Genomic DNA, 26,632 nt, shown 5'->3' with positions numbered 1-26,632 from the left:
CCTTCAGACCCCGCCTCACGACGACGCCCTTGCGTTTCGCTAGTCCTTCGCCACCATCAGGCTGGACAGGGGACTTTCACCCCCAAGCTGTTGCGCATGCTCGGCACACCGAAAAAAAGCCCGGCGCTTCGGCCGGGCCCTCTGCTTTCGAAGTGGTCCGTTACAGGTAGTTCACCTGCACCGTCACCGAGCCGTCCAGGACGATGTCGTGGTTCAGATCAAGCCGGCTGGCAGGGCGCAATGTTGGCGGCAACCGAATAGTCTGCCGTGAACACGCGTCCGATGGCGCTGGTGGCCCCATCCAGGGAGTAGTAGTAGCTCCTAGAGGTAGTGTCCTGTGAGACGAATCCCCAGCCGTTAGCCACATCGCCGTTAGTGCCAGCCTTAACCTGTGCGACGGCTCCGTCCACCTTGAAATTGCCCACGCTTGCAACGTACCCGCCAATCTTGTTGCCTGAGGCATCAAAACCAAGACCCGCACCATATCCGGCGCTCAAGTAGATCGCGCCGTCAGCAGTGTTAGTGTTTCCCGTATTGCCACCGTTGGAACTGTATCGGTTGTTGACAAAGGCCAGGCTAACGGCGGTTGGCGACTCACATGTCACCGTAATGGCGTTGGCAAGTTTTTTCCGGGTGAGCTTCGTATCTGTGGTCGCCGACAGGCTGGTGCGTGCAATGGTGCCGTAGTCGATCACACCGCCGCTGGCGGTCGCGATCGTGCAACTGGCCGGCAGGATCTGGCCGGTCACTTACAGTTCCGCCGTGGGGCCTGCCGCGAACACCGCGCCTGCGCCGGTGCCCAGCAGCGCCATTGCCACGAGCTTTTCAATCCGTTTCATGGTTGTCTTCTTTCCTGGAATGTCTTCTTTTCCGCGAGTCGCTCATGCCCTGCGGCGCCTGCTTACAGGTAATTCACCTGCAGCGTCACGGAGCCATCGAGGTTCACGGCCTGGCTCAGGTCCAGCTTGTCGCGCGGCGCAACGCTTGCCGCCACCGAGTAGTCGGCCTTGAACACCTGGCCGATCGCCAGTGCAGTGCCGTCGCTCGAGAATGCGTAGGCGCGGCTGTCGGCCGCGCCGCCTTCGTCGCCCGCAACCTGGGCCCAGTTGTTCTTGATCTCGCCCTGGGCCGATCTCAGGATCCACTTCGCAGCCGTGCCATCCACCGTGGCATTGCCCACCGACGAGGTATAGCCGCCGACCTTGTTGCCCGATGCATCCAGGCCCAGGCCCCAGCCGCCGTTCGCGCCCGCGGCGATCACGCCTTGCGCTGCATTGGTGGGCGCGGCGTTGCCGCCGTTGGAAGGCACGCGGTTGTTGGTAAAGGCCACGCCGATCGCGGTCGGCGAATCGCAGGTGATGGTGAAGGCGTTGGCCAGTGTCCGTTCCTGCAGCTTCAGGTCGGTCGTCCAGGTGACGCCGTGCATCAGCGTGCCGTAGTCGACGACGCCGTTGCTGGCCAGCGCCACCGTGCATACCGGTGGGCTGATCCGGCCGGTCACCTTCAGTTCGGCCGTCGGACCGACAGCCAGGGCCGCCGTCGATCCACCAGCCAGCAGCGTCAGGAGAGCAATGTTCTTGAGTCGTTTCATGGTGTCTTCAGTGGGTCATACACCAGCATTGGTGCATAACGTAATGATCCGAAAACAAGCGGGACATGGAAATCAGGCAACCCTTAAATTCAGACTGCTCTGATTTTTCTGCAGGGCTTATTGCTACCGAAAGTCCCGCACGAATCGTGAGAGGTCTCCGGATGTGCGGCATCAGGCATCCACGGCACGGCAAAAGGGGCGGTGCGCCGATCCCGCAGCGGCTGGCAAGGTGGGCCGCTTGTAGGCGTTCATCGCACACTGCTTCGGCCTGCGCCTGACAGCGCAACACCCAGTCGCTACCTAGACTGAGGACTGCCGTTGCATGCCTGTCCCAGGGCAGGAATGTGCGGCATGCGCCGCGCCTGGCGTTGCCTGCCGGCGCCTCCGACAACAACCCTGGAGGTAATCCATGGATCCGAAACAGCACGCTCGCCTTACCCGAATCGCCAGCACGATTGCCGCCGGCCTGGCAGGCCTCGGCTGTGCCGCGGCCATCGCGCAGACCACCGCCACCCCGGACACGCAGGCCGCGCCTGCTGCGCAGGGCATGCCAGCGGCCCCGGCAATGCCGGCAACCTCGGCCAGCCCGGCCGGCGGTCAGGGCGTGCCGCCCGGCATGACCCAGATCCAGCCGCCGAAGGACCCGCTGGTCGAACGCCGCGAGGCGCGCCAGAAAGCCGCCGCCGAATACAAGGCCAAGAAGCAGGCAGCCAAGGGGGAGTACAAGGGAGAAGTCGGCGCTGCCAAGCAGGAACGCAAGGTTGAAAACAAGGCAGCGGACGCAACGGCCAAGCAGGAAATGGCTGCACCGAAGCAATAGCTTCAGCCGTTGCACGATGGTGGCCGGGCTCAGCCGGCCACCTGCCTTTTTGCCTCACACATTCCCTCCGTTTATCCCCTCGGCAGCATTTGCATACAAGCGGCTTGCAAGCGCTCCAATCACGCCTAGACTCGATGTGAGTCAGCCGCGTGCTTCTCCGCCCGGCTTGCCATCTGCGCCATGGCCGCTGCCCACCCACACCATTGGTTCGCAGGCCTGCTCCTGTCCGGCCTGGTGGGCGCGCTCAGCCTGTGCAGCACGTTTGCCGTAGCACAGCAAAAGCCGGCGCCGGCGTCCGCACCTGCTGCGGCCCTCGCGACGAAAGCCGCGCGCGGCACGGCGGATTCCGCCAAGCCGCGCGGCCTCAACCTGGCCAACAAGCCGCGCACCGGCGACTTCGACGTGATGATCAACAGCCGCGTCATCCGCGTGCTGGTGCCATACAGCCGCACCCTCTACTTCAGCGACAAAGGCCATGAGCGCGGCATCACGGCAGAACTGGTGCGGGAGTTCGAGCGCTACCTGAACAAGACCTACGCCGATCGCCTTGGCAAGCGCCCGCTTACCATCATCATCATCCCCACCACGCGCGACCGCCTGCTGCCCGACCTGGCGGCAGGCCTTGGCGATATTGCCGCCGGCAACCTGACCGAGACCGAGGCACGGCTGAAGCTGGTCGACTTTGCCGCGCCGCGTGACCGCAAGCCGGTGCGCGAGCTGGTCGTGACCGGCCCCAAGTCGCCGGCGCTGAAGAGCCTGGACGACCTGGCGGGCAAGACCGTCCACGTGCGCCGCGCCAGCAGCTACTACGACAGCCTGACGGCACTGGACAGCCGCCTGCGCCAGTCTGGCAAGGCGCCGATGCGACTGGTACTGCTGCCCGACGCCCTCGAAGACGAAGACGTACTCGAGATGGTGAATGCGGGCCTGCTGGAGATCGTCGTGGTCGATGACTGGAAGGCGGCAACGTGGGCGCAGATCCTGCCCGACATCAAGGTGCGCCAGGACCTGGCCGTGCGCGAAGGCGGCTACGTCGGCTGGGCCTTCCGCAAGAACAGCCCGCAGTTGCGGCAGGTGATCCACGATTTCTATGTCAACCACGTCAAGAAGCACGGCGTGGCGGAATACCTGCTCAAGCAGACCATGCGACGGGTCAAGCAGATCAAGAACAACACCGACGACGCGGAATACAAGCGCTTCCAGCAGACCGTTGCCTTCTTCGAGAAGTACGGCAAGGACTATAGTTTCGACCCGCTGATGCTGGCAGCACAGGGCTTCCAGGAGTCACAGCTCAACCAGCGCGCGCGCAGCCGCGTGGGTGCCATCGGCATCATGCAGATCATGCCAGCCACCGGCAAGGAACTGAACGTGGGCAATATCCAGACGGTGGAATCCAACATCCATGCCGGCGCCAAGTACATGGACCGGTTGATGACGAAGTACTTCCCCGACGCGCATTTCTCGGAATCCAACCGGCCGCTGTTCGCCTTTGCCAGCTACAACGCGGGGCCCGGCAATATCGCGAAGATGCGCAAGGAGGCTGCGGCGCGGGGGCTGGATCCCGACAAGTGGTTCAACAATGTCGAGATCGTGGTGGCCGAGAAGATCGGAATAGAAACCACCACCTATGTGCGCAACATCTACAAGTATTACGCGGCTTATCGGCTGACCCAGGACAGGGAGGCCGCGCGTGAGCGGGCACTGAAGCAAGTGCAGAAGTAGCCTGCCGCCGGCACCCACGCTGGCGGGACGGGATCAGTCGGCCAGGCCGCTGCTGTCGATGTAGCCCAGCGCATCGCGCACCGCGCGCCGGGCCTTGAGCACGTAGCAGACCTGGCGCTCGCGGATGGACAGTGCCACCACTTCGGCCTGCATCAGTTCCTGGAACAGGTGTGCGGCGCGCGGCAGGCTCAGCCCGGCCAGTTGCGCCAGTGCGGCGGCGGGCAACCCGTCCTCGCCGGCTTCGAGCAGCGCGCGGCAGATCGTGGCCCGCGCGGGCTCGGTCATCAGGGCAAGCGTCAGCGCGCTCTCTTGGGTCTCCATGGCCACACCTCGATCCTCTGGCGTTGTGCTGCGCCGCCCACGACGGGCGGCTGCCGGCCCTCTCCAGGTGCCGTTCCCCAACGTTCTACGCGGCTCGCAGGGCAAAGGCAATAGGGCCGCCCACGGGCTGCGCGATTACAACACCAACCGTCACGCCCGCGGGCTCAACAGGGATCGGGCAGGCAGCGCCTACGTGACCTCGATCACACCGTTCATGGTCTCATGCCCTGATCCGCAGAAGATGTCGCACAGGAAGCCGTAGCTGCCGCTGCCACGCGCCGTTGCCGGCAAACGCACCGTCACGCCTGGCGGCACGTCGGCACGCACGCCGAAATCCGGCACGCTGAAGCCCATGATCACGTCCTGCGCGGTCAGTTCGAATACGACCGCCTCGCCGGCACGCAGCGGGATGCGGTTCGGGGTAAAGATGAACTTGCGCGCGTGGATGCGTATAACGCGCGGCTCAGCCGCATCGCCCCGGCCGGCGCCGGCCAGCATGGCCGCCCCGAGGCCAAGCATCCAGCCCAACGCCGTGCGCCGTCCGACCATCGATGAAATCCTCATGGCGGGCTCCGGTTCAGGTCACGATCGGCTGCTCGGCCAGCTCGAATGAGCCGGGCGCCGCTTTCGCTTCGATCTCGCGCCAGCCCAGCCCGCGATAGGGCTGCGCGGCATCCCACGGCACTGGCAGGCGCTGCGGCTGCGAGCCGGGCGGCGGCAGCGGGAACATCAGCGAGCGCGCGGCATGATGCGCAATATGGCCCGTCATGTGGTGATGTTCCTGGTGGATATGGCCGTAGAACACGGTCACGTTCGGATAGGGCATCAGGGTGTCGATCACCTGCGCGCCGTCGCGCGTGGCCCAGTCCCATTGCGGATACAGGTCGAACAGCGGGCGGTGCGTGAACACCACGATGCGCGCCCCTTTCGGCTGCCGTGCCAGGTCCGCGGCCAGCCATGCGCGCTGTGCATCCCCGACCCGTCCGGCCGGATCGGAAACGTTGTCCAGCACAATGAAATGCACGCCCTTGTGATCGAAGGTGTAGTGCGTGGGTCCGAACAGCTCCTGGTAGGCCGCGCCGGCATCGAGGCTGGCATCGTGCTCGCCCGGCATCAGGTGGACCGCCTTGACTTCCAGGCCGGCAATGACGGACTGGAACTCGCGCAGGCGCCGCCGCCGTTCCTGCGGATCGTCGGTGGTGTGGGTGAGATCCCCGGTGAACATGATGAAGTCGGGCGGCTGCCGCAGCGCATTGACGGCGGCGACGGCCTTGGGCAGGGTGCCGCGCGCATCGGGATTGGGCGGCCCCTGGAAGCCCCAATGCGAGTCCGACAACTGCACGAAGTAGAAGTCCTCATCTCGCCCGAAGGCCCAGCCCGGCAGCCCGGACGCAAACACCGCGCCCCCGGCAGCGCCTGCCAGCCTCAGGAAATCGCGTCGCTTCAGTGTATTCATGGTGCCTCCGTCCATGGTTACAGGGGTGTTCTTGTCATACCGGCTTGCGCACAGTTTTATTCCCGGTAATTCGGATCCGCGAAAAATTCAGGCGCGGCGGGAATAAACTGCATGGAACACCGGTATACCCCGGACACGCGCCGCGACGAGCGCCACCGGCGCCGGCGCACAAACCGACCAAGGCACGCATGGATCACGCATCCGACGAACGCCGCCGCTTCGATGAGCTGGTGCTGCCGCACCTGGATGCCGCCTACAACCTCGCGCGCTGGTTGTCGGGCAGCGCCAGCGAGGCCGACGACGTGGTCCAGGAGGCCTTCCTGCGCGCTTACCGGCTCTTTGGCAGTTTCCGTGGCGACCAGGCGCGGCCGTGGCTGCTGGCCATCGTGCGCAATACGTGGTTCACCACCTGCCAGAAGCGCAAGTCGGCCGCCGAGGTGTGCGGCTATGACGACCTGCACGAGAACCAGCCCCTGCCGGCCTGGCACGACGGCCGGGACGACCCCGAGCAGTGGCTGCTGCGGCAGGAAAACGTGCGGCTGGTGCACCGGGCGCTGGAGCAGTTGCCGGTAGCGTTCCGCGAAGTTCTGGTGCTGCGCGAACTGGAGGAGTTGCCCTACCGCGACATCGCGCACGTCGCGGATATCGCCATTGGCACGGTCATGTCGCGGCTCGCGCGCGGGCGGCGAATGCTGGCGGCGGCGGTCACTGCGCTGCAACACGGGAGCACGGCACAAGGGCCGGCGCATGCTCGCACACCATCCGGTGCGCTGGCGCCGGCACCGCACCCCGCCGGGGAGACAGGTCATGGATTGCAATGAGTATTGCGAATTGCTGCCTGCCTGCGCCGATGACGAACTCGGCGCGGCGGAAAGCCTGCGCCTGGAGCAGCACCTGGCGCAATGTGCCGCATGCACGGCTGAACTGGGACGCCTGCGCGCGCTGCGCGCGGCCGTACGGGAAGGCACGACCTATCATCGTGCCAGCCCCGCGCTGCGCGCCCGGATTGCGGCCGCGCTGCCCGCGGCCGCCGTGCCTGCTGCCGCCGTGCCTGCTGCCGCCCCGGCATCGCGTCCGCGCTGGCTCGAGTGGTTTGCCTGGCGCCCGGCCGCCAATGCCGGGCTGGCGGCCCTGACCGTAGCCTCGATGGCATTCGGGCTGACCTCGTTCATGCTGCAGGATTCCCCGCAAGATGCCATGGCGCGTGAAGTCGTCACCAGCCACGTGCGCGCGCTGATCGCCGACCACGCCATCGACGTGGTTTCCACCGATCGTCACACGGTCAAGCCGTGGTTCAACGGACGCCTGGAGTACGCGCCGCCGGTGCATGACATGGCGGCCGAGGGCTTTCCGCTCGTCGGCGGACGGCTCGACTACCTCAACGGGCAGCGGGTGGCGGTGCTGGTCTATCGACGCAACCAGCATCCGATCGATGTCTTCGTGCTGCGCGGCGCCGGGTCGCGCAAGGCGGCGCCGGACTTCGACAGCACCCTGACCCGGCAGGGCTACCAGATCACGCACTGGCAGGCGGGCGGCATGGACTACTGGGCCGTGACCGATGCCTCGGCCGCCGACCTGCAACGCTTCAGCCAGGCATGGCGCATGGCCAGCGGCGGCACGCCATAGCGCGCGCCGCTGGTCATCCAGCCAGGCCCGCCTACGCCATCACGAACGGCAATTGCCGCTGGCGCTTGCCGGTCAGTGTGAACAGCGCATTGGCCACCGCCGGCGCGATCGGCGGCACGCCCGGCTCGCCCAGGCCGGTGGGGTTCTCCTGCGAGGGCACGAAGAACACGTCCACCACCGGCGCATCGGTGATGCGCGGCGGCGGATAGTCCGGGAAGTTGCTGTTCTTCACGGCGCCGTTCTCGATCTCGATGGCAAACCCCGGCCTGGTCATGGCCAGCCCGAACACGCAGGCGCCCTGGATCTGGGCCTCGGCGGACATCGGGTTGACCACGCGGTTGGCATGCACGCCGGCGGTCACGCGGTGCACGCGCGGCTCGCCCTTCACCACCGAGACGTCGACCACATAGGCCACCACGGTGTTGAACGACTCATGCACGGCCACGCCCCAGGCATGGCCCTTGGGCAGCTTGCGCTTGCCGTAGCCGGACTTGTCCACCGCCAGCTGCAGCGCGGCGCGGTGGCGCGCGTGCTTCTTCTCGTCGAGCCGCGCCAGGCGGAACGCCACCGGGTCCTGCTTTGCGGCGGCGGCCATCTCGTCGGCGAGGGTTTCCTTGACGAAGGCGGTGTGCGTATTGCCGACCGAGCGCCACCACAGCACCGGCACATCCACCTGCGGATGGTGCACCGACATCTGCAGCGGCAGGTCATAGTCGTTCTCGACGATGCCCTCGGTCATGGTGGCGTCGACGCCGTTCTTGACCATGAAGGGCTCAAACGGCGTGCCCTTCAGGATCGACTGGCCGACGATGGTGTGCTGCCAGCCCACCACTTTGCCCTGCGCATCCAGCCCGATGCGGGCGCGGTGCAGGTGCAGCGGGCGGTAGTAGCCACCGCGGATATCGTCCTCGCGGCTCCATACCACCTTGAGCGGCTCGGTGTGGCCCGCGGCCACCCAGGCCTTGAGCACGTTGGCCGCTTCCACGATGTAGTCCGAGGTCGGCACCGCGCGCCGGCCAAAGCCGCCGCCGGCCATCATGGTGTTGAGCACCACCTTGTCCGGCGTCAGCCCCAGCGTGCGCGCCACGGCAGCCTGGTCGACGGTCTGGAACTGCGAGCCCACCCAGACCTTGACCGACGCCACCTTGCCGCCCGCGACTTCCGGCTGCAGCGTGCAGTTCAGCGGCTCCATCGGCGCGTGCGCCAGGTACGGAAAGCGGAAGTCCGCCTCGATCTTGCGCGCTGCGCCGTCGATGGACGAGCCGATATCGCCAGTCCCCGCGCGCGCCACGGTGCCGGGCTGCGCTGCCAGCTTCGCGTATTCGTCGAAGAGCGCCGGCGACGACACCTTCGAGCCCGCGTCTTCCCACTGGATATCGAGCGCATCGCGGCCCATCTTGGCGGGCCAGTAGCCGCTAGCAATCACAGCCACGCCGCTGCCGCCGCGGTCGACCGGCACCTGCAGCACGCCCCGCACGCCCTGCACCGCACGGGCCTTGTCCGCGCTGAAGCTCTTCACCTTGCCGCCAAAGCGCGGCGGGCGCGCCACCACGGCGACCACCATCCCCTTCAGGTGCGTGTCGATGCCGAACGGCGTGGTCGCTTCCATCTTGCCGCGCGCATCCAGCCGCGGCGTGGGCTTGCCGACGATGCGGAACTGCGAAGGGTCTTTCAGCGTGACCTGTTGCGGCACGGGCAGCGCCATGGCCGCCGGCGCCAGTTCGCCAAAGGTGGCGCGGTGGCTGCCGGAGGTGACCACGCCCTGCTCGACCTTGCAGCTCGCCGCATCGACCTTCCATTGCTGCGCCGCTGCCGCCACCAGCATCGCGCGGGCGCGCGCGCCCAGTTCTCGGTACTGCTCAAACGAGTGGTTCAACGCGGTGGAGCCGCCGGTCATCTGCATGCCGAAGCCGGGGTCCTTGTACGGGTCGCCTGCCGGTGCCAGCGCGGCGCGCACGTTGCGCCAGTCGGCATCCAGCTCTTCGGCCAGCGCCATCGGCAGCGCGGTGTGCACGCCCTGGCCGAATTCCAGCCGGTTCACGGCCACGGTCACGGTGTTGTCCGGCGCGATGATCAGGAACGCCTGCGGCGGCGCCGGCGGCGTCTTGGGCCTGGCGCCCTCCTGCGCCTGTGCCAGCGGGGCCACGCCCAGCGCCAGCCCGCCGCCGGCCAGGCCGGTCAGCTTCAGGAAACTGCGACGGTCCAGCGTCGCCACGCCGGTGTTCGGAAGGGCTTCGCCGCTATTGGCGGCCTGGCCGCCTGCCAGGGCTTCGATGCCTCGGATACGCATATCGGTTTCCTCCCGCTCAGGCCAGCGCACGGGCGGCGTCTTTGATCGCCGCGCGGATGCGCTGGTACGTGCCGCAGCGGCACAGGTTGCCGGCCATGGCCTGGTCGATGTCGGCATCGGTGGGCCGCGGCTTGGTGCGCAGCAGGCCGATGGCGCTCATCACTTGGCCGTTCTGGCAGTAGCCGCATTGCGCGACGTCGTGCTTGAGCCAGGCGTCCATCACGGCGCGCCCGACGCGGTCGGTGGCAATGCCTTCGATGGTGGTGATGCGCGCGCCGGCGACCGCGGATGCCGGCGTCACGCAACTGCGCGTGGCCTGGCCGTTGACGTGCACGGTGCAGGCACCGCATGCGGCCATGCCGCAGCCGAACTTGGTGCCGGTCATTTCAAGGTTGTCACGCAGCGCCCACAGCAGCGGCGTGGACGGGTCCACGTCGACTTCACGGGTCTTGCCGTTGACGTTGATAGTGAGGGTGGTCATGGGGGGACACTCCTTGGGTACGTTGCCCGCTGGTTCATTCCGGTGCGCCGCAGCCTGGCGCAATGGACAAGTGAGGATAGTGCAATTTCCCGCACCTTGCCGTGCGCTTTGCGCACTACCCTGCCCGCGAGCAATCTTTGCACGAACTTTGTGCAAGGAGCGGCTGTCCCTCATGAGTTCCCTGCAATCCGATTGCTGTCGTTGAAACAGTGCCGTCGACTATTCCAGAACACCATCCTCCCGGGACCGGCACGGCATCGACCCCGCCCACCTCCGTCCCGCAGGTCACCGCCGCCGCACGCGCCCCATCGGCGCAGTCGCCGTCCGTGACCCGGCTCGACGGCATCCAGGCTCTGCGCGGGCTGGCCGCCGCCTTCGTGGTGGTCTACCACTCCGGGCTCACGCTGGGCGGCGCCGATGCGCCGGTGCTGAGCTGGCTGACCCACAACGTTATCAAACGGGGCCATGTCGGCGTGGACGTGTTCTTTGTCATCAGCGGCTTCATCATCGCCTGGGTCGCGGTACTGGCCCGGCCTCGGCCAGAGCGCCCGCTCGGCTTCGTGATCCGGCGCTGCTGCCGGCTGGCGCCGCCGTACTGGACCATGTCGGCCATCCATGTGCTGCTGCTGAACCCGGTCACGCCGGCGCTGTTCGCGGCGTCGCTGGCATTCCTGCCGACTTCCATCGACCACGCGCCCTACTACGGCTACCCAGCGCTGTACGTGGGCTGGTCGCTCAACTATGAACTGGCGTTCTACGCGGCCTTCGCGCTCGGCCTGCTGCTGGCCGGGCGGCGCGCGCTGCTGGTGGTGCTGGGCCTCTTCGCGCTGTTCATGCTGGTGCTGCCGTGGTGGCACTTCGGCACGCTGGTGGCGGATCCCGCGCAGGGCTACCCGTTCGCCGCGCCGTGGCTGGCCATGGCCAGCAATCCGCTGGTGCTGGAGTTCCTGCTGGGCAGCGGGCTGGCGTGGGCCTACGCGCGCTGGCGCCACCTGCTGACGCGGACGCTTGCGGTAGCGATGCTGGCCATCGGCAGCGTGGCATTTGCGCTGTCGCTGCCGCTGGTCGGGCCCGATTTCAGCCTGCCGGGGCGGGGCTTGCCCGCGGCGCTGCTGCTGGCAGGCGTGGTCGCGGCCGAGCACACCGGCATGCTGCGCGTGCCGCGCGCGCTGATATGGCTGGGCGAGCTGTCCTACGCGCTCTACCTGACACACCCCACCGTGATCGAAGGCGTCAAGCGCCTGATGCCGGAGCTCACGCCGGACCAGACCGCATTGCAGCTGCTGCGCTTTGCCATCGATGCCGGCCTGGCGCTGGCACTGGCCCTGCTGCTGCACCGCTGGGTGGAGCTGCCCGGCATCGCGGCCGGCCGGCGGCTGGCACGGGGCTAGGGTTCAGCGCCTGGGTTCAGCGCTCAGGCAGGCCGGCCAGGAACAGGTACAAGGCTGTCAGGTCGGTATCGTTCATACGCCCGAATGAATCGAACGGCATCACGCGGCTCACCGCCGTGCCATCGGGCCGCTTGCCGCTGCGCATCATCTCGATAAAGGCCGACGCATGGCCGTAGCGTGCCATCGGGCCGCCGGACACGGGGCGCAGGTCCGCCGCCGGCGGCCAGTCGGGCGGCGCCCCCGGGATCTTGCCGCCACGGAACTCCGGCCCGTGACACCCCATGCAGACGTTGGCCACATAGCCCCCATACCGGGCCGTCGGCGCCGCCTCCATCGCCGCCTGCACCGGCAGGCTATGGTCGATCTTGGACGCGGCATCCTTCACCACCCCCACGCCATACAGCGCGCGTACCAGCCAGGGCATGGTGATCTCCGCGGGCGCCCCCATCGCCGGGGGCAGGCTGCGCAGGTAGCCAACCAGCGCGCCCAGGTCCTCATCGCTCAGGCGGTTGTAGTCCTCGCTGGGCATGATCAGCAACGGGCGGTGCGAGGGCGCCACGCCATGGCGGATGCTCCGCACCCAGTCGACCGGCTGGTAGGCGGCAATGGCCGGATTGGCGCGCGTCAGGTCCGGCGCGCGCACGCGCAGGCCGCCCGGATCGTCGATCACCTGCTTGCCGCCCCCGCCGGCCCCATGGCACTCCATGCAGCCGCGCGACTCGTACAGGTACTTGCCGTGGGCGATGGCGGCGTTGTCTTCACGGATGGCAACCGGCGCCACCTTGACGTCGAGAATGCGCTGTGCCTTGTGCTCCCCGACCCATGCCGCGGCATAGGCCGCCGCGGCCACGACGACCGCCGTGCCGGCCAGCGCCCATGCCGCCACCCGCAGAAATCGCGCCATTCGCCGCCCCCTGTCCGCCGCACTGGATGCAGCAGCTTGCAGCCAGTGGACGGGGGGCTGTCGGTGGGCAAGGCCACATAGCGGCGGCGCGCGCCGCGGTCAGGCCAGCCCGGCCGGGGCCCGGTCGATAAAGCCGGTCATGCGCGCCAGCCGGCCGTCGGCGGACATCGTGGCAAAGTCAGTGCCGACCACCAGCGCCGGCTCTCCCGCCGGGCCGAGTTCCCAGGTAAAGCGCAGGTGTTCGCCATGGGCATCGACCGGGCTCACGCGGGTAAAGCGCAAGCCGGGGAATTTCGCCTGCACCGCGGCGATCATGGCGTCGATGCCGGCATGCCCGTCGCCGCGCATCAGCGGATCGACATAGCTGGCCGATTCCGTCCACGCCAGCGCGATCAGCTCGCGCCGGCACACGGCGTCGGTTTCGTTCCAGGCGGCGAGGTAGCGGTCGGCAAGCGTGGCGGCATCGGCAACCGGGGCGGGCTGGGCTTGGATGGCAGCGGACATGGCATTCTCCTGGTCTTGGGTTGGGAATCCGGCGGGGCCTGGCGTCAGGCCATGGCTGCATGATGGGCGCGGCGGGGCCGCGGCGCGATTACCGGGGAGGTTATCGGCGGGGTTACCGGGACTTGGCGGCGCCGACACTGCCCCTACCAAAAAATCACCCAGAACACCAGAGGCAAGAAACCCCCAACCTGCCCCCTGTCCTTCCGATCGCCGCCCCCCTATCCTCGCTACATTGCCCCTAAGCTGGGCGGCAGTCCGTCCGGGCGTTCCGGGGCCGTGCCGCCGGGCGCGCCGGCCAAGCCGCCTCCTTCCCACCCAGACGCACCGCCTTTGCATCGTTCTCGTCCATGACGCCCGACACGGCCCCGCCAAGCCACCAGGCCGCTCCAGGCCCTTCCGCCCCGCAGCGCCGCTGGCTGCCCTTGCTGCTGGCCGGCGCCGGCTTCTTCGTGCTGGCGGCGGCGGCGCTGTGGCTGGCGCGGCTGCCCGGCACCGTCGCGGCGGTGTGGCTGCCTAACGCCTTCGGGCTGGGCCTGCTGCTGCACCGGCCGCGCGCGGAGGGGCCGTGGCTGCTGGCGGGCATGCTGGGTGCCAGCGTGCTGGCCAACCACGCGGCCGGCGACAGCGTCGGCATTGCTCTGATGCTGACCGGCGCCAACCTGGCCGAGATGTTGTTCGCGCTCGGGCTGCTGCGCCGGCTGGACCGGCATGCCTTCCTGGGTCGCCACGGGCCGCTCGCGGCGTTCGCGGTGATGCTGGCGGTGGGCGGCATCCTGGCGCCGGCGGTCGGCGCCACGGGCGGCGCGGCGGCGATTGCGGCCACCCAGGGCACCAGCTTCGCCTCGGTCTGGTGGACGTGGTGGCAGGCCGACGCGCTCGGCATGGCGTTGTTGCTGCCGATGATGTTGTCGATGACGGCGGTGCGCGTGCGCGCTGCCATCGCGCGGCCGGTGCTGGCGCCGCAGGCGGGCGCGCTGGCGCTGTGCCTGGTCATCGGCGCCTTTGCGCAATGGCAGGGCCACGACCCGTTTGCCGTGATGTCGCTGCCGCTGGTGCTGGTGGCGCTGGCCGGCAATCCGTTTGCCACCGCGCTGCTGACGCTGGTGGCCACGCTCTGCCTGCAGGCCCTGATGCTGCTCACGCACCGCCATGAAGCCGTGCCGCTGTCGGCGGCGGTGATCATGGTGTTCCCGGTCTGCATCGCCTACCTGACCGAGCAGAACCGGCACGGCCGCGCCAGCCTGCGCAGCAGCGACAAGCGCTTTCGCCAGGCCATGGAACATTCGGCCATCGGCATGGCGCTGGTCGACATGGACGGCGGCTGGCAGACGGTCAACCGTTCCATCACCGAACTGCTGGGCTATAGCGCTGACGAGTTGCGCGAACTGAGCTACCAGCAGCTGACCCATCCCGACGACCTGACCGGCGACCTGCGCCAGGTCGCCAACCTGCTGTCCGGGAAAATCGAGTCCTATCGCCTGGAAAAGCGCTACCGCCACAAGGACGGCCACTACCGCTGGGTGCTGCTGGCGGTATCGCTGGTGCGCGACGAACAGACCGGCGAGCCGCAGCACTTCATCACGCAGGTCGAAGACATTCACGCGCGCAAGCTGGCGCAGCAAGAGCTGGAACGGCTGTCGCGCCGCATCCAGCTGGCCGTGGAAGCCGGCGGCGTGGGCATCTGGGAGCGGGATCTCATCAGTACCGACATCACCTGGGACGCGCGCATGCATGCGCTGCACGGCACCGACCCCGCCAACGGCGCACCGCTGGCGGAGCAATGGACCGCGCTGCTGCATCCGGAGGATGTCAGCCGCGTCAACCGCGAGATGCGCCGGGCCATCCGGGGCGAGGCGCCGTATGACACCGAATACCGCATCGTGCGCCCCGGCGGCGAAGTCCGCCACGTGCGCGCCATGGCCATGGTGGCCCGCACCCCTGACGGCACCGCGCACGCGCTGATCGGCACCAACTGGGACATCACCGAGCAGCGGCGCCTGACCGAGGCGCTGTTCGAGGAGAAGGAGCGCCTGCACATCACGCTGCGTTCGATCGGCGATGCGGTGATCTGCACCGACGCGACCATGCACGTGACCTTCATGAACCCGATTGCCGAGCAGCTGACCGGCTGGACCATGGCCAGCGCCACCGGCCTGCCGCTGGAGCGGGTCTTCCGCATCGTCGACGAAGCGACCGGCGAGCCCATCCCGAGCCCGGTCGAGGCCTGCCTGCGCACGATCACGCCCGCCTACCTGCAGGACGGCGCCGTGCTGCAGAGCCTGACCGGCGAGCGCCACGACGTGCAGGACTCGGCCGCGCCGGTGCTGACCGCGCGCGGCGAGGTGCTGGGCGCGGTGCTGGTGTTCCAGGACATCACCACCGCGCGCGCGCTGCAGCGCGAGCTGGCGCGTTCGGCCATGCACGATGCGCTCACGGGCCTGCCCAACCGCACCTGGTTCGAGAAGCGCCTGCGCGAAGCCTGCGACGCGGCGCGGCTGCACGGCCATCATGCCGCGCTGTGCTTTATCGACCTGGACCGCTTCAAGATCGTCAACGACACCGCCGGCCATGGCGCCGGCGACGTGCTGCTGCGCGAACTCGGCTACATGATCCGCCACCACGTGCGCCCGGACGACGTGCTGGCGCGCCTGGGCGGCGACGAGTTCGCGCTGCTGCTCAAGGACTGCACCGTCGACCAGGCCGAACAGGTCTGCCAGGGGGTGATCGACGCCATCCGCGGCCGCCGCTTCCCGTGGGAAGGGCGCGTGTACGACGTGGGCGCCAGCATCGGCATCGCCGCAATCGACCTGGACGTGCCCCCGGTCAGCGAACTGATGAGCCGCGCCGACGTGGCCTGCTACGCCGCCAAGGCAGCGGGCCGCAGCCGCGTGTCGGTGTACCGCCGCGACGAGAGCGATGCCCGCCGCCACCACCGCGAGCTGGAAGTCGCCGCCGGCATCCACTCGGCGCTCGAAGCCAACCGCTTCCGCCTGTTCGCGCAGGAGATCCGCGCCTTGCAGCCGGAAGCGGACGAAGACGGCGACCCCCGCCACATCGAGATCCTGGTGCGCATGGTCGACGAGCACGGCGAGCTGATCATGCCCGGTGCCTTCATTCCCGCGGCCGAGCGCTACGACCTGATGGGCCATGTCGACCGCTGGGTCATCCGCAACGTGCTGCGCGGCTACGGCGAACGCCTGGGCGCCGTGCCGGGGCTGTCGGTATCGATCAACCTGTCGGCCAACTCGCTCGGCGAGCCCTTCCTGCTGCCCTTCCTGCATGCCGAGCTGGAGGCCAGCGCCCTGCCCGCCAGCCGTATCCGGCTGGAGATCACCGAAACCGCGCTGATCAACAACATGGCCGCGGCCAACCGGCTGGTGGTGGAGATGCGACGCGCCGGCTGCACCGTGTCGCTGGACGACTTCGGCTCGGGCCTGTCGTCGTTCGCCTACCTGAAGCAGTTCCCGGTGGACTTCCTGAAGATCGACGGCAGCTTTATCCGGCAACTGGCCGACAACGCCGTCGACCGCGAGATCGTCAGTTCGATCAACGATATCGGCCACCGGCTGGGCGTGCGCACGGTGGCGGAATGGGTGGAGGATGAACGCACCCTCGATGCGCTGCGCGCGATCGGGGTGGACTATGCACAGGGGTATGTGATCGGGCGGCCGGTGGCGCTGGATGTGTTCCTGGCCGGATGCCAGCAGCGGGACACGCAGGCATCCTAGTCCACCAGCCGGGGCGCCGGCCCGTGATAAATTCGGCGCCTGTCGCATGGCCGCAAGGCCGAATCCAAGGGGAACCCGTTGTCGCTCGTGTCCGACTCTATGCCGGCGCCGCTCTATGCGCGCGTCAAGCAGCACATCAGCAGCAGGATCGCTGACGGCAGCTGGCCGCCCCATCACCGCGTGCCGTCCGAAACCGAGCTGGTCGAGTCCCTGGGCGTGAGCCGCATGACCGTGCACCGCGCGCTGCGCGAACTGACCGCGGAAGGCATGCTGGTGCGGCTGCAGGGCGTCGGCACGTTCGTCGCCGAGCCGAAGCGGCGGACCGCGCTGTATGCGGTCAACAATATCGCCGAGGACATCGCTTCACGCGGGCACCGGCATCACGCGCGCGTCATCAGTCTGAAGGCCGAACGCGCCGGCCCGGCACAGGCCGCGGCACTGGAGGTGGCGCTGGAGGAGCGGGTCTTCCATTCCGTGATCGTGCATTACGAGGACGACGTGGCGATCCAGCTTGAGGACCGCTATGTCAACGCCGCGGTGGCGCCGGACTACCTCGCGCAGGACTTCACCAGCGAAACCCCCTACCAATACCTCTCGCGCGTCGCGCCGCTGACCGAAGGCGAGCACGTAGTCGAGGCCGTGCTGGCGCTGCCCGAAGAGTGCGAGCTGCTGGCCATCCAGCGCGGCGAGCCGTGCCTGCTGATCCGGCGCCGCACCTGGTCCGCAGGCCGTGTGGTGACGTCGGTGAGGCTGGTGCATCCCGGCTCGCTACATCGCCTGGAAGGCCGGTTCACGTCCTAGCCCGAGGGCTGCTTGCCCGCCAGGGCATAAGGGACCTAAACATCATTTGTGATTAAAGCGCCGCGTTGAACCCTTCGATCCTACGGGATTACCCCGATTCATACGTACTTGTATATACAGGAATATACATGCCTATGCGTCGCCCGAAAAAGCGAGCGTTCCAGACCAGCACGACCGAAGGAGTTCCCGTGACCAAGACCACCCCCAACGCGCCCACCACGCCCACCACGCGTTTCCGCGATACCGAAATCCGTGCCCCCCGCGGCACCACGCTGACGGCCAGGAGCTGGCTCACGGAAGCCCCGCTGCGCATGCTGATGAACAACCTCGACCCCGAGGTCGCGGAGAACCCGAAGGAGCTGGTGGTCTATGGCGGCATCGGCCGCGCCGCCCGCAACTGGGAATGCTACGACCGCATCGTCGAGGCCCTGACCCGCCTGGAAGACGACCAGACCCTGCTGGTCCAGTCCGGCAAGCCGGTAGGCGTGTTCCGCACCCATCGCGACGCGCCGCGCGTGCTGATCGCCAACTCCAACCTGGTCCCCCACTGGGCCAACTGGGAGCACTTCAACGAACTCGATGCCAAGGGCCTGGCCATGTATGGCCAGATGACCGCCGGCAGCTGGATCTATATCGGCAGCCAGGGCATCGTGCAGGGCACCTACGAGACCTTCGTCGAGGCCGGCCGCCAGCACTACGGCGGCGAGCTGAAGGGCCGCTGGGTGCTGACCGCCGGCCTGGGCGGCATGGGCGGCGCGCAGCCGCTGGCCGCGACGCTGGCCGGTGCCTGCTCGCTGAACATCGAATGCCAGCAGAGCCGCATCGACTTCCGCCTGAAGACCCGCTATGTCGACGAGCAGGCCACCGACCTGGACGACGCGCTCGCCCGCATCGACCGGTATACGTCGCAGGGCAAGGCGATATCGATCGCGCTGTGCGCCAACGCCGCCGAGGTGCTGCCCGAGCTGGTGAGCCGCGGCGTGCGCCCGGACATGGTCACCGACCAGACCAGCGCGCATGACCCGCTCAACGGCTACCTGCCGGCCGGCTGGAGCTGGGACGAGTACCGCGAGCGCGCGCAGCGCGAGCCGGCGGTGGTGGTCAAGGCCGCCAAGGCTTCGATGGCAGCGCATGTGCGCGCCATGCTGGCCTTCCAGCAGATGGGCGTGCCGACCTTCGACTACGGCAACAACATCCGCCAGATGGCCAAGGAAGAAGGCGTGGCCGATGCCTTCGACTTCCCCGGCTTCGTGCCCGCCTATATCCGCCCCCTGTTCTGCCGCGGCATCGGGCCGTTCCGCTGGGCCGCGCTGTCGGGCGACCCGCAGGACATCTACAAGACCGACGCCAAGGTCAAGGAACTGATCCCGGATGACGAGCACCTGCACCGCTGGCTCGACATGGCGCGCGAGCGCATCAGCTTCCAGGGCCTGCCGGCGCGGATCTGCTGGGTGGGCCTGGGCCTGCGCGCCAAGCTGGGCCTGGCCTTCAACGAGATGGTCCGCAGCGGCGAGCTGTCGGCACCGATCGTGATCGGGCGCGACCACCTGGACTCGGGCTCGGTCGCCAGCCCCAACCGCGAAACCGAAGCCATGCAGGACGGCTCCGACGCCGTGTCCGACTGGCCGCTGCTGAACGCGCTGCTCAATACCGCCAGCGGCGCCACCTGGGTCAGCCTGCACCATGGCGGCGGCGTGGGCATGGGCTTCTCGCAGCATTCCGGCGTGGTGATCGTGTGCGACGGCACCGACGAAGCCGCCGCGCGCATCGCCCGCGTGCTGCACAACGACCCCGCCACCGGCGTGATGCGCCATGCCGACGCCGGCTACCAGATCGCCGTCGACTGCGCGCACGAGCAGGGCCTGGACCTGCCGATGCTGAACCACGCCTCGCGCGACTGAACCCGCGGCCAGCAAGAGCCGTTCTGCCGCCGGGCCGCCACGTGCGTCCCGGCCGGCGCCTTATCGTTTTACGGAGACACCCATGTCCATCGACACCACCGCCGGCGTGGCGGTCGCGGCGCCCCAGGCGCAGCTGTCACGCACGCGCGCCATTGCCGCCATTACCATCGGCAACGGCCTGGAGTTCTACGATTTCGTCGTCTACAGCTTCTTTGCCACGCTGATCGGCCGGCTCTACTTCCCGGTCGACAATCCCACCGGACAACTGCTGATGTCGTTCGCCACCTTTGGCGTCGGCTTCCTGATGCGCCCGCTGGGCGGCCTGCTGATTGGCATGTACGCCGACCGCGCCGGGCGCAAGCCGGCGGTGGCGCTGACGCTGTGGCTGATGGGGCTGAGCTCGCTGATCTTTGTGGTGACGCCGCCGTATGCGCAGATCGGCATCTTCGCGCCGGTGCTGGTGGTGGTGGCGCGGCTGGTGCAGGGCTTTGCCATCGGCGGCGAGATGGGCGCATCGACCGCGCTGCTGCTGGAATACGCCGATGACCGCACGCGCGGCTTCTATACCGCCTGGCAGCCGTTCAGCCAGGGCCTGGCGGCGCTGCTGGGCGCGATCACCGGGCTGGTCCTGAGCAACGTGCTGGCGCCGGCCGCGCTGGAAGCCTGGGGCTGGCGCCTCGCCTTCCTGATCGGCATCCTGGTGATCCCGGTCGGCCTGGTGATCCGCCGCCGGCTGGAAGAGACCGCCGCGCCCGCGCGCCACGGCGAACATGCCGCGCAATGGCCGCTGCTGCGCCGCCATGGCCGCGAGGTGATCGCCAGCATCCTGCTGATGATCGGCCTGGCTTCGTCCACCTATATCGTCGTGTACTACCTCAGCAACTACGCGGTCAGCGTGCTGAAGATGCCGCTGTCGCTGGGCATCTGGGCGGCGTGCGTGGCGGCGCTGGTGCAGGTGGCGCTGTCGCCGTTCGCGGGCTGGCTGGCTGACCGCATCGGCCGCAAGACCGTGGTGCTGTGGTCGCGCGTGGCGCTGCTGGCGATGGTCTACCCGGCCTTCGTGCTGATCAACGCCGAGCCGTCGCTCACGCGCCTGCTGGTGGTGGTGGGCTGCCTGTCGGTGCCGATGTCGATGACCGCGCCGGCCTCGATGGTGCTGGTCAGCGAAGTGCTGCCGCAGCGGCTGCGCGCCACCGGGCTGTCGATCGCGTATTGCGTGGCGATCGCGATCTTCGGCGGCTTTGCGCAATATTTTTCGACCCGGCTGATCCAGATCACCGGTAACGTCAATGCGCCCGCGCTGTACGTGATCGGCTGCGGCCTGGTGTCGCTGATCGGCCTGGCGATGGTGCCGGAAACGCTGGGACGGCGGCTGAAATGAGTGAAGCCATGAGGAGAGGGCCTGCTGCCAGCGCCCCTTAAAACTGCGGGTTAACACCTACAAAGCCGTTCGGGTTTCCGAACGGCTTTGTCGCTTGTGGGTCCGGATTCCCGAACCGTGCGCCGGAATCACATCTTTTTCTCCTTTGCATTCAATAGCTTGCGCAATGCCAGCGGCCCCTTCGGCCTGGCACGGCGCGTGCAATATAGGCCGCCGCTCACAGCGCCAGACAGGTACGCCGGCACGCCCCCAGCGTCCCGGCCGATGCCAAAAAACAAAGGAGGACACACCCATGACCGACCCCGCCTTGCCCACCCCCTTCGCCACCCCGGCGAACCCCCGGCACCTGTTGCCGCGCTGAACCACGACAAGGCCGGCACGGCGCCCCGACGTCGCCGCCCCGCCTTCCTGCAATACACAGTCGCCCGTCCCTGCCACAGGAAACGGACGCACAGGCCTGATCCACGATGAAACTGAATCGACTGCCCACCCTGATCTTCATTGCGATGCTGCTCGGCGTGCTGGTCGGCACCGCCGCGCACAACCTGGCGCCGGACGCCGCCACCGCCAAATCGATTGCGGACCACCTGTCCATCCTGACCGACGTGTTCCTGCGGATGATCAAGATGATCATCGGGCCGCTGGTGTTCGCCACGCTGGTGGCCGGCATCGCCAGCATGGGCGACGGCCGCGCCGTGGGCCGCATCGGCCTGAAGGCGATGATGTGGTTCGTCGGCGCCTCGATCACCTCGCTGCTGCTCGGCCTGTTGATGGCCAACCTGCTGCATCCCGGCCACGGCATGAACCTGCCGCTGCCGCCGGCTGACGCCGCCTCGAACCTGAAGACCGGCGCGCTGAACCTGCGCGACTTCATTGCCCACATGTTCCCCAAGAGCTTTGTCGAGGCGATGGCGAACAACGAGATCCTGCAGATCGTGGTGTTCTCGCTGTTCTTCGGCTTTGCGCTGGGCACGGTCAAGGACGGCGTCGGCAAACCGGTGCTGCAAGGCATCGAAGGCCTGGGCCAGGTGATGCTCAAGGTCACCAACTACGTGATGGCGTTTGCCCCGGTGGGCGTGTTCGGCGCGATCTCGGCGGTGATCACCGCGCAGGGCCTGGGCGTGCTGGTGGTGTACGCGAAGCTGCTGGGCAGCCTGTACCTGGCGCTGGCGCTGCTGTGGGTGGCGCTGATCGCCGGCGGCTACTTCTTCCTGGGCCGCGACGTGTTCCGCCTGCTCAAGCTGATGCGCACGCCGCTTATGATCGGCTTCGCCACCGCCAGCAGCGAATCGGCCTACCCGAAGGTGATCGACCAGCTGACCCACTTCGGCGTCAAGGAGCGCATCACCAACTTCGTGCTGCCGCTGGGCTATTCGTTCAACCTGGACGGCTCGATCATGTACACCTCGTTCGCCGCGCTGTTCGTGGCGCAGGTGTATGGCATCCAGCTGTCGCTGACCCAGCAGATCACCATGCTGCTGGTCCTGCTTGTCACCAGCAAGGGCATCGCCGGCGTGCCGCGCGCCTCGCTGGTGGTGGTCGCCGCCGTGCTACCGATGTTCGGCCTGCCGGAAGCCGGCATCCTGCTGGTGCTGGGCATCGACCACGTACTCGACATGGGTCGCACCGTGACCAATGTGCTCGGCAATGCCATTGCCACCGCCGTCGTCGCCAAAAGCGAAGGCGCCATCGGCGCGCCGGTACCGTCCGAGGAGGATGAACCCGCCGCGGATACCACCACCGGCCTGGCACCTGCCCAGGTCCTCGCGGGCAAGTAATACCGTCCGCCAGGCGTGCCAGGGCCCGGTTGCCGATAAGGCGACCGGGCCTTTTTGCATTCTGGCGCGGCACTGCCCCCCTGGTGTGGTAAAAGTAGGCACCCGCGCCGGCCCCCTGCCCGTTTTGCCCGCGCGGCGGCTTTGCCACCTGCCTCACCCAACACCTGATGACCGGCCCGCTACACCCTCCCGGCGATACCACCCGCGCCACCGCACCTGCGTCCGCCGCACCCACCGGATCGTGCCTGCCCCACGGCCTGCGCGGCGCCGCGCCGCTGCTCGCGCTGCTGGCCCTGGCCGTGCTGGTGAGCCTGGCGGGATCGCTCGGCTACCGCTACAGCTATGACTCCGCGCTGGCCCGCCAGGCCGAGCGCGGCCAGGTGCAGTTGCGGCTGTACGCCCAGGCCCTGGAAAGCGAGCTGGCCCACTACGACTACGTGCCCGGCCTGCTGTCGCTGGACGAGCGCATCGCCGCCCTGCTGCTGCGCCCGGACGACCCGGCCCGCGCGGCGCGCGCCAATGACTACCTGAGCGCCCTCAACACCCGCGCCGGCACGCGCGTGGTCTATGTGCTCGATGCGCGCGGCAAGGTGCTGGCCACCAGCAACTGGCAGCGCCCGGACAGCTACCTGGGCGAAGACCTGAGCTTCCGCCCGTATTTCCGGTCCGCCATGGAGGGCCAGCTGGGCCGCTTCTACGGCGTGGGCACCACCCGCAGCGAATCCGGCTACTACCTGTCCGCGCCGCTGGGCGAGCGTGACAACCCGGCAGGCGTAGCGGTCGTCAAGATCGGCCTGGACCCACTGGAAAACCGCTGGCAGGGCGCCGACAGCCAGATGCTGCTGACCGACGAGAACGGCGTGGTGATCCTGGCCTCGGACCCGTCGTGGAAGCTGGCCGCGCTGCGCCCGCTGTCACCCGAGGCACGCGATCGGTTCACGCGCAGCCTGCAATACAACCGCTCCCCGCTGCCGCAACTGCCGCTCACCACCGTGCGCACGCTCGGCAATGGCGATGGCGATGGCAACCGCAGCGGCAACGCCACCAGCGACGAACTGGTGCGCTTGCGCCTCGGGCCGCCGATGCTGGCCCAGCACGCCGCCCTGCCCGGCACCGACTGGCAACTGACCCTGCTGACCAATACCTCGCAGGCACGCGTGGCCGCGCTCAACACGGCGGCACTGGCCGGGGTGCTGACGGCCTTCGTGCTGCTGCTGGGCGCCGCCTGGAACGTGCGCCGGCGCATTATCAATGAGCGCCTGGCGGCGCGCGCCGCGCTGGAAGCGGCCAACAGCGAGCTCGAGCGCAAGGTGGCCGAGCGCACCGCCGACCTGTCCACCTCCAACCAGCGCCTGCAGGCCGAGGTCGCCGAACGCGTGCGCGCCGAAACCGTGTTGCGCCAGGCCCAGGACGGGCTGCTGCAGTCAGGCAAGCTGGCCGCCGTGGGGCAGATGTCGACCGGCATCGCGCATGAGCTGAACCAGCCACTGGCGGCGCTGCGCACGATCTCCGGCAATACCGGCAAGTTCCTCGAGCGCGGCGACTACGCCACCGTGCGCGCCAACCTCGACACCATCATCGGACTGGTCGAGCGCATGGGCCGCATCACCGGCGCGCTCAAGTCATTTGCGCGCAAATCCGGCAACGGCAGGCGCCGGGCCAAGCTGGCCGAGGCGGTGGACAACGCCTTGTTCCTGCTGCAGACCCGCGTTGACGCGGTGCAGCCGGACCTGCATCGCGATATCGATCCGACGCTGGCGGTGGTGTGCGATCCCAACCGGCTGGAGCAGGTGCTGGTCAACCTGCTTGGCAATGCGCTCGACGCCGTGGCCGGCAAGGCCGGACCGCCCGGACCGCGTATTGCGCTGCATGCGCACCTGGCGGGCGCCATGGTTCACCTGACCGTGCGCGACAACGGCGCCGGACTATCCGAGGAAGCCTTCGCGCGGCTGTTCGAACCCTTCTTCACGACCAAGCCCGCCGGACAAGGGCTGGGACTTGGGCTGACGCTGTCGGCCGGCATCCTCAACGAAAACGGCGGCAGCCTGTCCGCCGCCAACCACCCGGACGGCGGCGCCTGCTTCACGCTGGTGCTGCCGCTGGCGCCGCACGACGCCAACCCACAGGATGCAGAGCATGCCGGCTGACCTGACCGTACTGATCGTCGAGGACGATGCCGATGTGCGCCTGGGCTGCGAGCAGGCGCTGCGCCTGGAAGGCATCGCCACGCGCGGCGTGGGCAGCGCCGAGGCCGCGCTGCGCGAAGCGGGACCGGGCTATGCCGGCGTAGTGGTCAGCGACATCCGCCTGCCCGGCCAGGACGGCATGGCGCTGCTCGCGCAGTTGCGCGCGCGCGATCCCGCCTTGCCGGTCATCATGATCACCGGCCACGGCGACGTGGGGCTCGCCGTGCAGGCAATGAAGCAAGGCGCCTACGACTTCCTGGAAAAGCCGTTCTCGCCCGAGCAGTTGGTGGAAGCCACCCGCCGCGCGCTGGAACAGCGCCGGCTGGCGCTGGAAGTGTCAGAACTGCGAGAACGGCTGGCAGGTCGCCAGAAGCTCGAAACCCGCCTGATCGGTCATTCGCCCGCGGTGGAACGGCTGCGGCGCCTGATTGCCGACCTCGCCGGCACCGACGCCAACGTGCTGATCCATGGCGAGACCGGCACCGGCAAGGAACTGGTCGCGCGCTGCCTGCACGAGGCCAGCCAGCGCCATGCGCGCAACTTTGTCGCGATCAACTGCGGCGGCCTGCCCGAGCAGCTGTTCGAAAGCGAGATCTTCGGCCACGAGGCCGGCTCCTTCACCGGCGCCGCGCGCCGCCGCATCGGCAAGATCGAGCACGCCGAAGGCGGCACGCTGTTTCTCGATGAAATCGAGAGCATGCCGATGCCGCTGCAGATCAAGCTGCTGCGGGTGTTGCAGGAACGCGTGGTGGAACGGCTCGGCTCCAACCAGCCGGTGCCGGTCAACACGCGCGTGGTGGCCGCCACCAAGGCGGACCTGCGCGCACTGTCCGATGCCGGCCAATTCCGCGCCGACCTGTACTACCGCCTGAACGTGATCACGCTGGAACTGCCGTCGCTGCGCGAGCGTCGCGAAGACGTGCCGGCATTGTTCGAGCATTTCGTCGCGCAGGCCGCGTTGCGCTTCGGGCGCGATGCGGTGCCCGCCACGCCGGCGGAACTGGCCGGGCTGGTGGCCTACCCATGGCCGGGCAATGTGCGAGAGCTGCGCAACCTGGCCGAGCGCCACGTGCTGGGGCTGGGCTGCAACCCCGGCCATGGTGCCACTGCCCCGGCGGCCATGCCGCTAGCGCAGGCCGTCGAGCAGTTCGAGCGCGCGCTGATTGCCGACGCCATGCGCCGCCACGACGGCAGCCTGAGCCGCGCCAGCGAAGCGCTGGGCATGGCCAAGACCACGCTGTTCGACAAGGTGCGCAAGTACGGGCTGTGAAACGTGGGCCGTGAAGCCTGGGCCGTGAAAGGTGATCGTAAGGCGAGGACGGCCGCTGGCCGCGCAATCTGTCACGCCGCGACAGGACTTTGAAGCGCCCGCTGAATTCCGCACGCGCCACAGACCTCGCATCGCGCCCGGGGAACCACCCCCGGCACTGATTGTCTGCAGTTACTGCTTCTGTGTCATCAGAACGCACGCAATGTGCGTTAAGAAACAAAAGCGCGACAGACTTATGTTTTTTCCTACAGGTACTTTGTCGTTTGCGGCATATTATTAGCTTCCAGCAGATCCCAGCACTGAAGCTATCCAAGACATTCGGAGACGCCAAGGTATGCTGGAAATGAAAAAAAGACCAAAACAATCACAAAAAGCAATTCGGCCGGCGGGGGAGCGGGCCGGCACAATGGGTCAGTCAACTATTGGCAGCGACAACCGCGTGGCGCATGTGCCAGGAGCCGCGTGCGCCGTTCAGGCGCGG

20 protein-coding genes and 1 pseudogene are annotated in these 26,632 nt (G+C 68.0%); 12 read left to right on the top strand and 9 right to left on the bottom strand.

Features of this window, described 5'->3' with window-relative positions:
• Positions 1–218: 218 nt before the first annotated feature.
• Together DN412_RS28865 and DN412_RS28860 are read right to left on the bottom strand one after the other, a co-directional pair.
• Positions 219–749 (bottom strand): DUF1120 domain-containing protein, encoded by a 531-nt coding sequence (locus DN412_RS28865; protein WP_115214700.1) that lies wholly within the window; start codon positions 747–749, stop codon positions 219–221.
• A gap of 152 nt (positions 750–901) precedes the next feature.
• Complete coding sequence (locus DN412_RS28860; RefSeq protein WP_115214699.1) at positions 902–1,591, bottom strand: DUF1120 domain-containing protein; 690 nt, start codon at positions 1,589–1,591, stop codon at positions 902–904.
• Between the two features lie 409 nt (positions 1,592–2,000).
• On the opposite strand from DN412_RS28860, the gene DN412_RS28855 reads away from it, so the two are divergent.
• Entirely contained in the window at positions 2,001–2,411 is a 411-nt protein-coding gene (locus DN412_RS28855) for a hypothetical protein (protein WP_115214698.1), read from the top strand.
• Positions 2,412–2,591: 180 nt separating this feature from the next.
• Positions 2,592–4,133 (top strand): MltF family protein, encoded by a 1,542-nt coding sequence (locus DN412_RS28850; protein WP_115214697.1) that lies wholly within the window; start codon positions 2,592–2,594, stop codon positions 4,131–4,133.
• Positions 4,134–4,166: 33 nt separating this feature from the next.
• On the opposite strand, the gene DN412_RS28845 is transcribed toward DN412_RS28850, so the two are convergent.
• The 3 genes and pseudogenes from DN412_RS28845 to DN412_RS28835 all read right to left on the bottom strand — a co-directional run.
• On the bottom strand, positions 4,167–4,454 hold the full coding sequence (locus DN412_RS28845) for an ArsR family transcriptional regulator (RefSeq protein ID WP_115214696.1): 288 nt from the start codon (positions 4,452–4,454) through the stop codon (positions 4,167–4,169).
• A 189-nt stretch (positions 4,455–4,643) separates the two neighbouring features.
• Positions 4,644–5,018 (bottom strand): cupredoxin domain-containing protein, encoded by a 375-nt coding sequence (locus DN412_RS28840; RefSeq protein WP_115214695.1) that lies wholly within the window; start codon positions 5,016–5,018, stop codon positions 4,644–4,646.
• Positions 5,019–5,021: 3 nt separating this feature from the next.
• A pseudogene (locus DN412_RS28835) lies at positions 5,022–5,910 on the bottom strand (metallophosphoesterase family protein); the annotation flags it as partial.
• Positions 5,911–6,098: 188 nt separating this feature from the next.
• On the opposite strand from DN412_RS28835, the gene DN412_RS28830 reads away from it, so the two are divergent.
• On the top strand, positions 6,099–6,731 hold the full coding sequence (locus DN412_RS28830) for an RNA polymerase sigma factor (protein ID WP_115214694.1): 633 nt from the start codon (positions 6,099–6,101) through the stop codon (positions 6,729–6,731).
• Positions 6,718–7,536 carry an anti-sigma factor family protein gene (locus DN412_RS28825; protein ID WP_115214693.1) on the top strand — a complete coding sequence of 273 codons (819 nt, stop codon included), beginning with the start codon at positions 6,718–6,720 and terminating at the stop codon, positions 7,534–7,536. Before DN412_RS28830 ends, DN412_RS28825 begins: the two co-directional genes overlap by 14 nt.
• A 31-nt stretch (positions 7,537–7,567) precedes the next feature.
• Here DN412_RS28825 and DN412_RS28820 read toward each other — a convergent pair whose 3' ends face one another.
• A complete protein-coding gene (locus tag DN412_RS28820; RefSeq protein WP_115214692.1) occupies positions 7,568–9,826 on the bottom strand; it encodes a xanthine dehydrogenase family protein molybdopterin-binding subunit in 2,259 nt (752 codons plus the stop codon).
• A 16-nt stretch (positions 9,827–9,842) separates the two neighbouring features.
• Positions 9,843–10,307, bottom strand: coding sequence for a (2Fe-2S)-binding protein (locus tag DN412_RS28815; RefSeq protein ID WP_115214691.1), 465 nt, complete (start codon positions 10,305–10,307; stop codon positions 9,843–9,845).
• A 326-nt stretch (positions 10,308–10,633) separates the two neighbouring features.
• Here DN412_RS28815 and DN412_RS28810 point away from each other — a divergent pair, with 326 nt between their 5' ends.
• The gene (locus tag DN412_RS28810) at positions 10,634–11,698 is read left to right on the top strand and encodes an acyltransferase family protein (protein ID WP_115214690.1); all 1,065 of its coding nucleotides are present in this window, start codon (positions 10,634–10,636) and stop codon (positions 11,696–11,698) included.
• A gap of 16 nt (positions 11,699–11,714) precedes the next feature.
• On the opposite strand, the gene DN412_RS28805 is transcribed toward DN412_RS28810, so the two are convergent.
• Both DN412_RS28805 and DN412_RS28800 read right to left on the bottom strand, forming a co-directional pair.
• Positions 11,715–12,602, bottom strand: coding sequence for a c-type cytochrome (locus DN412_RS28805; protein WP_115214689.1), 888 nt, complete (start codon positions 12,600–12,602; stop codon positions 11,715–11,717).
• A gap of 99 nt (positions 12,603–12,701) precedes the next feature.
• Complete coding sequence (locus DN412_RS28800) at positions 12,702–13,106, bottom strand: nuclear transport factor 2 family protein (protein WP_115214688.1); 405 nt, start codon at positions 13,104–13,106, stop codon at positions 12,702–12,704.
• A gap of 347 nt (positions 13,107–13,453) precedes the next feature.
• Between DN412_RS28800 and DN412_RS28795 the strand changes: the two genes are divergently transcribed.
• The 7 genes from DN412_RS28795 to DN412_RS28765 all read left to right on the top strand — a co-directional run bounded on the left by DN412_RS28795 (position 13,454) and on the right by DN412_RS28765 (position 26,151).
• Positions 13,454–16,834 carry a diguanylate cyclase gene (locus DN412_RS28795; RefSeq protein WP_115214687.1) on the top strand — a complete coding sequence of 1,127 codons (3,381 nt, stop codon included), beginning with the start codon at positions 13,454–13,456 and terminating at the stop codon, positions 16,832–16,834.
• A 99-nt stretch (positions 16,835–16,933) separates the two neighbouring features.
• Positions 16,934–17,635 carry a histidine utilization repressor gene (hutC, locus tag DN412_RS28790; protein WP_425267455.1) on the top strand — a complete coding sequence of 234 codons (702 nt, stop codon included), beginning with the start codon at positions 16,934–16,936 and terminating at the stop codon, positions 17,633–17,635.
• Between the two features lie 188 nt (positions 17,636–17,823).
• Positions 17,824–19,536 carry a urocanate hydratase gene (gene hutU / locus DN412_RS28785; RefSeq protein ID WP_115214685.1) on the top strand — a complete coding sequence of 571 codons (1,713 nt, stop codon included), beginning with the start codon at positions 17,824–17,826 and terminating at the stop codon, positions 19,534–19,536.
• Positions 19,537–19,618: 82 nt separating this feature from the next.
• Positions 19,619–20,917 (top strand): MFS transporter, encoded by a 1,299-nt coding sequence (locus DN412_RS28780; protein ID WP_115214684.1) that lies wholly within the window; start codon positions 19,619–19,621, stop codon positions 20,915–20,917.
• A 467-nt stretch (positions 20,918–21,384) separates the two neighbouring features.
• Positions 21,385–22,695, top strand: a complete 1,311-nt coding sequence (locus tag DN412_RS28775; RefSeq protein WP_115214683.1) for a dicarboxylate/amino acid:cation symporter — start codon at positions 21,385–21,387, stop codon at positions 22,693–22,695.
• A gap of 167 nt (positions 22,696–22,862) precedes the next feature.
• A complete protein-coding gene (locus DN412_RS28770) occupies positions 22,863–24,842 on the top strand; it encodes a sensor histidine kinase (protein WP_115214682.1) in 1,980 nt (659 codons plus the stop codon).
• Positions 24,832–26,151 (top strand): sigma-54-dependent transcriptional regulator, encoded by a 1,320-nt coding sequence (locus DN412_RS28765; protein WP_115214681.1) that lies wholly within the window; start codon positions 24,832–24,834, stop codon positions 26,149–26,151. The genes DN412_RS28770 and DN412_RS28765 overlap by 11 nt, the downstream gene beginning before the upstream one ends.
• Positions 26,152–26,632 lie beyond the last annotated feature (481 nt).

Origin of the sequence: Cupriavidus lacunae (assembly GCF_003353055.1) — a bacterium.
Lineage (GTDB): Bacteria > Pseudomonadota > Gammaproteobacteria > Burkholderiales > Burkholderiaceae > Cupriavidus > Cupriavidus lacunae.
The sequence above is the reverse complement of the archived record's forward strand: the minus strand, read 5'-3'. Positions and strand labels throughout refer to the sequence as shown.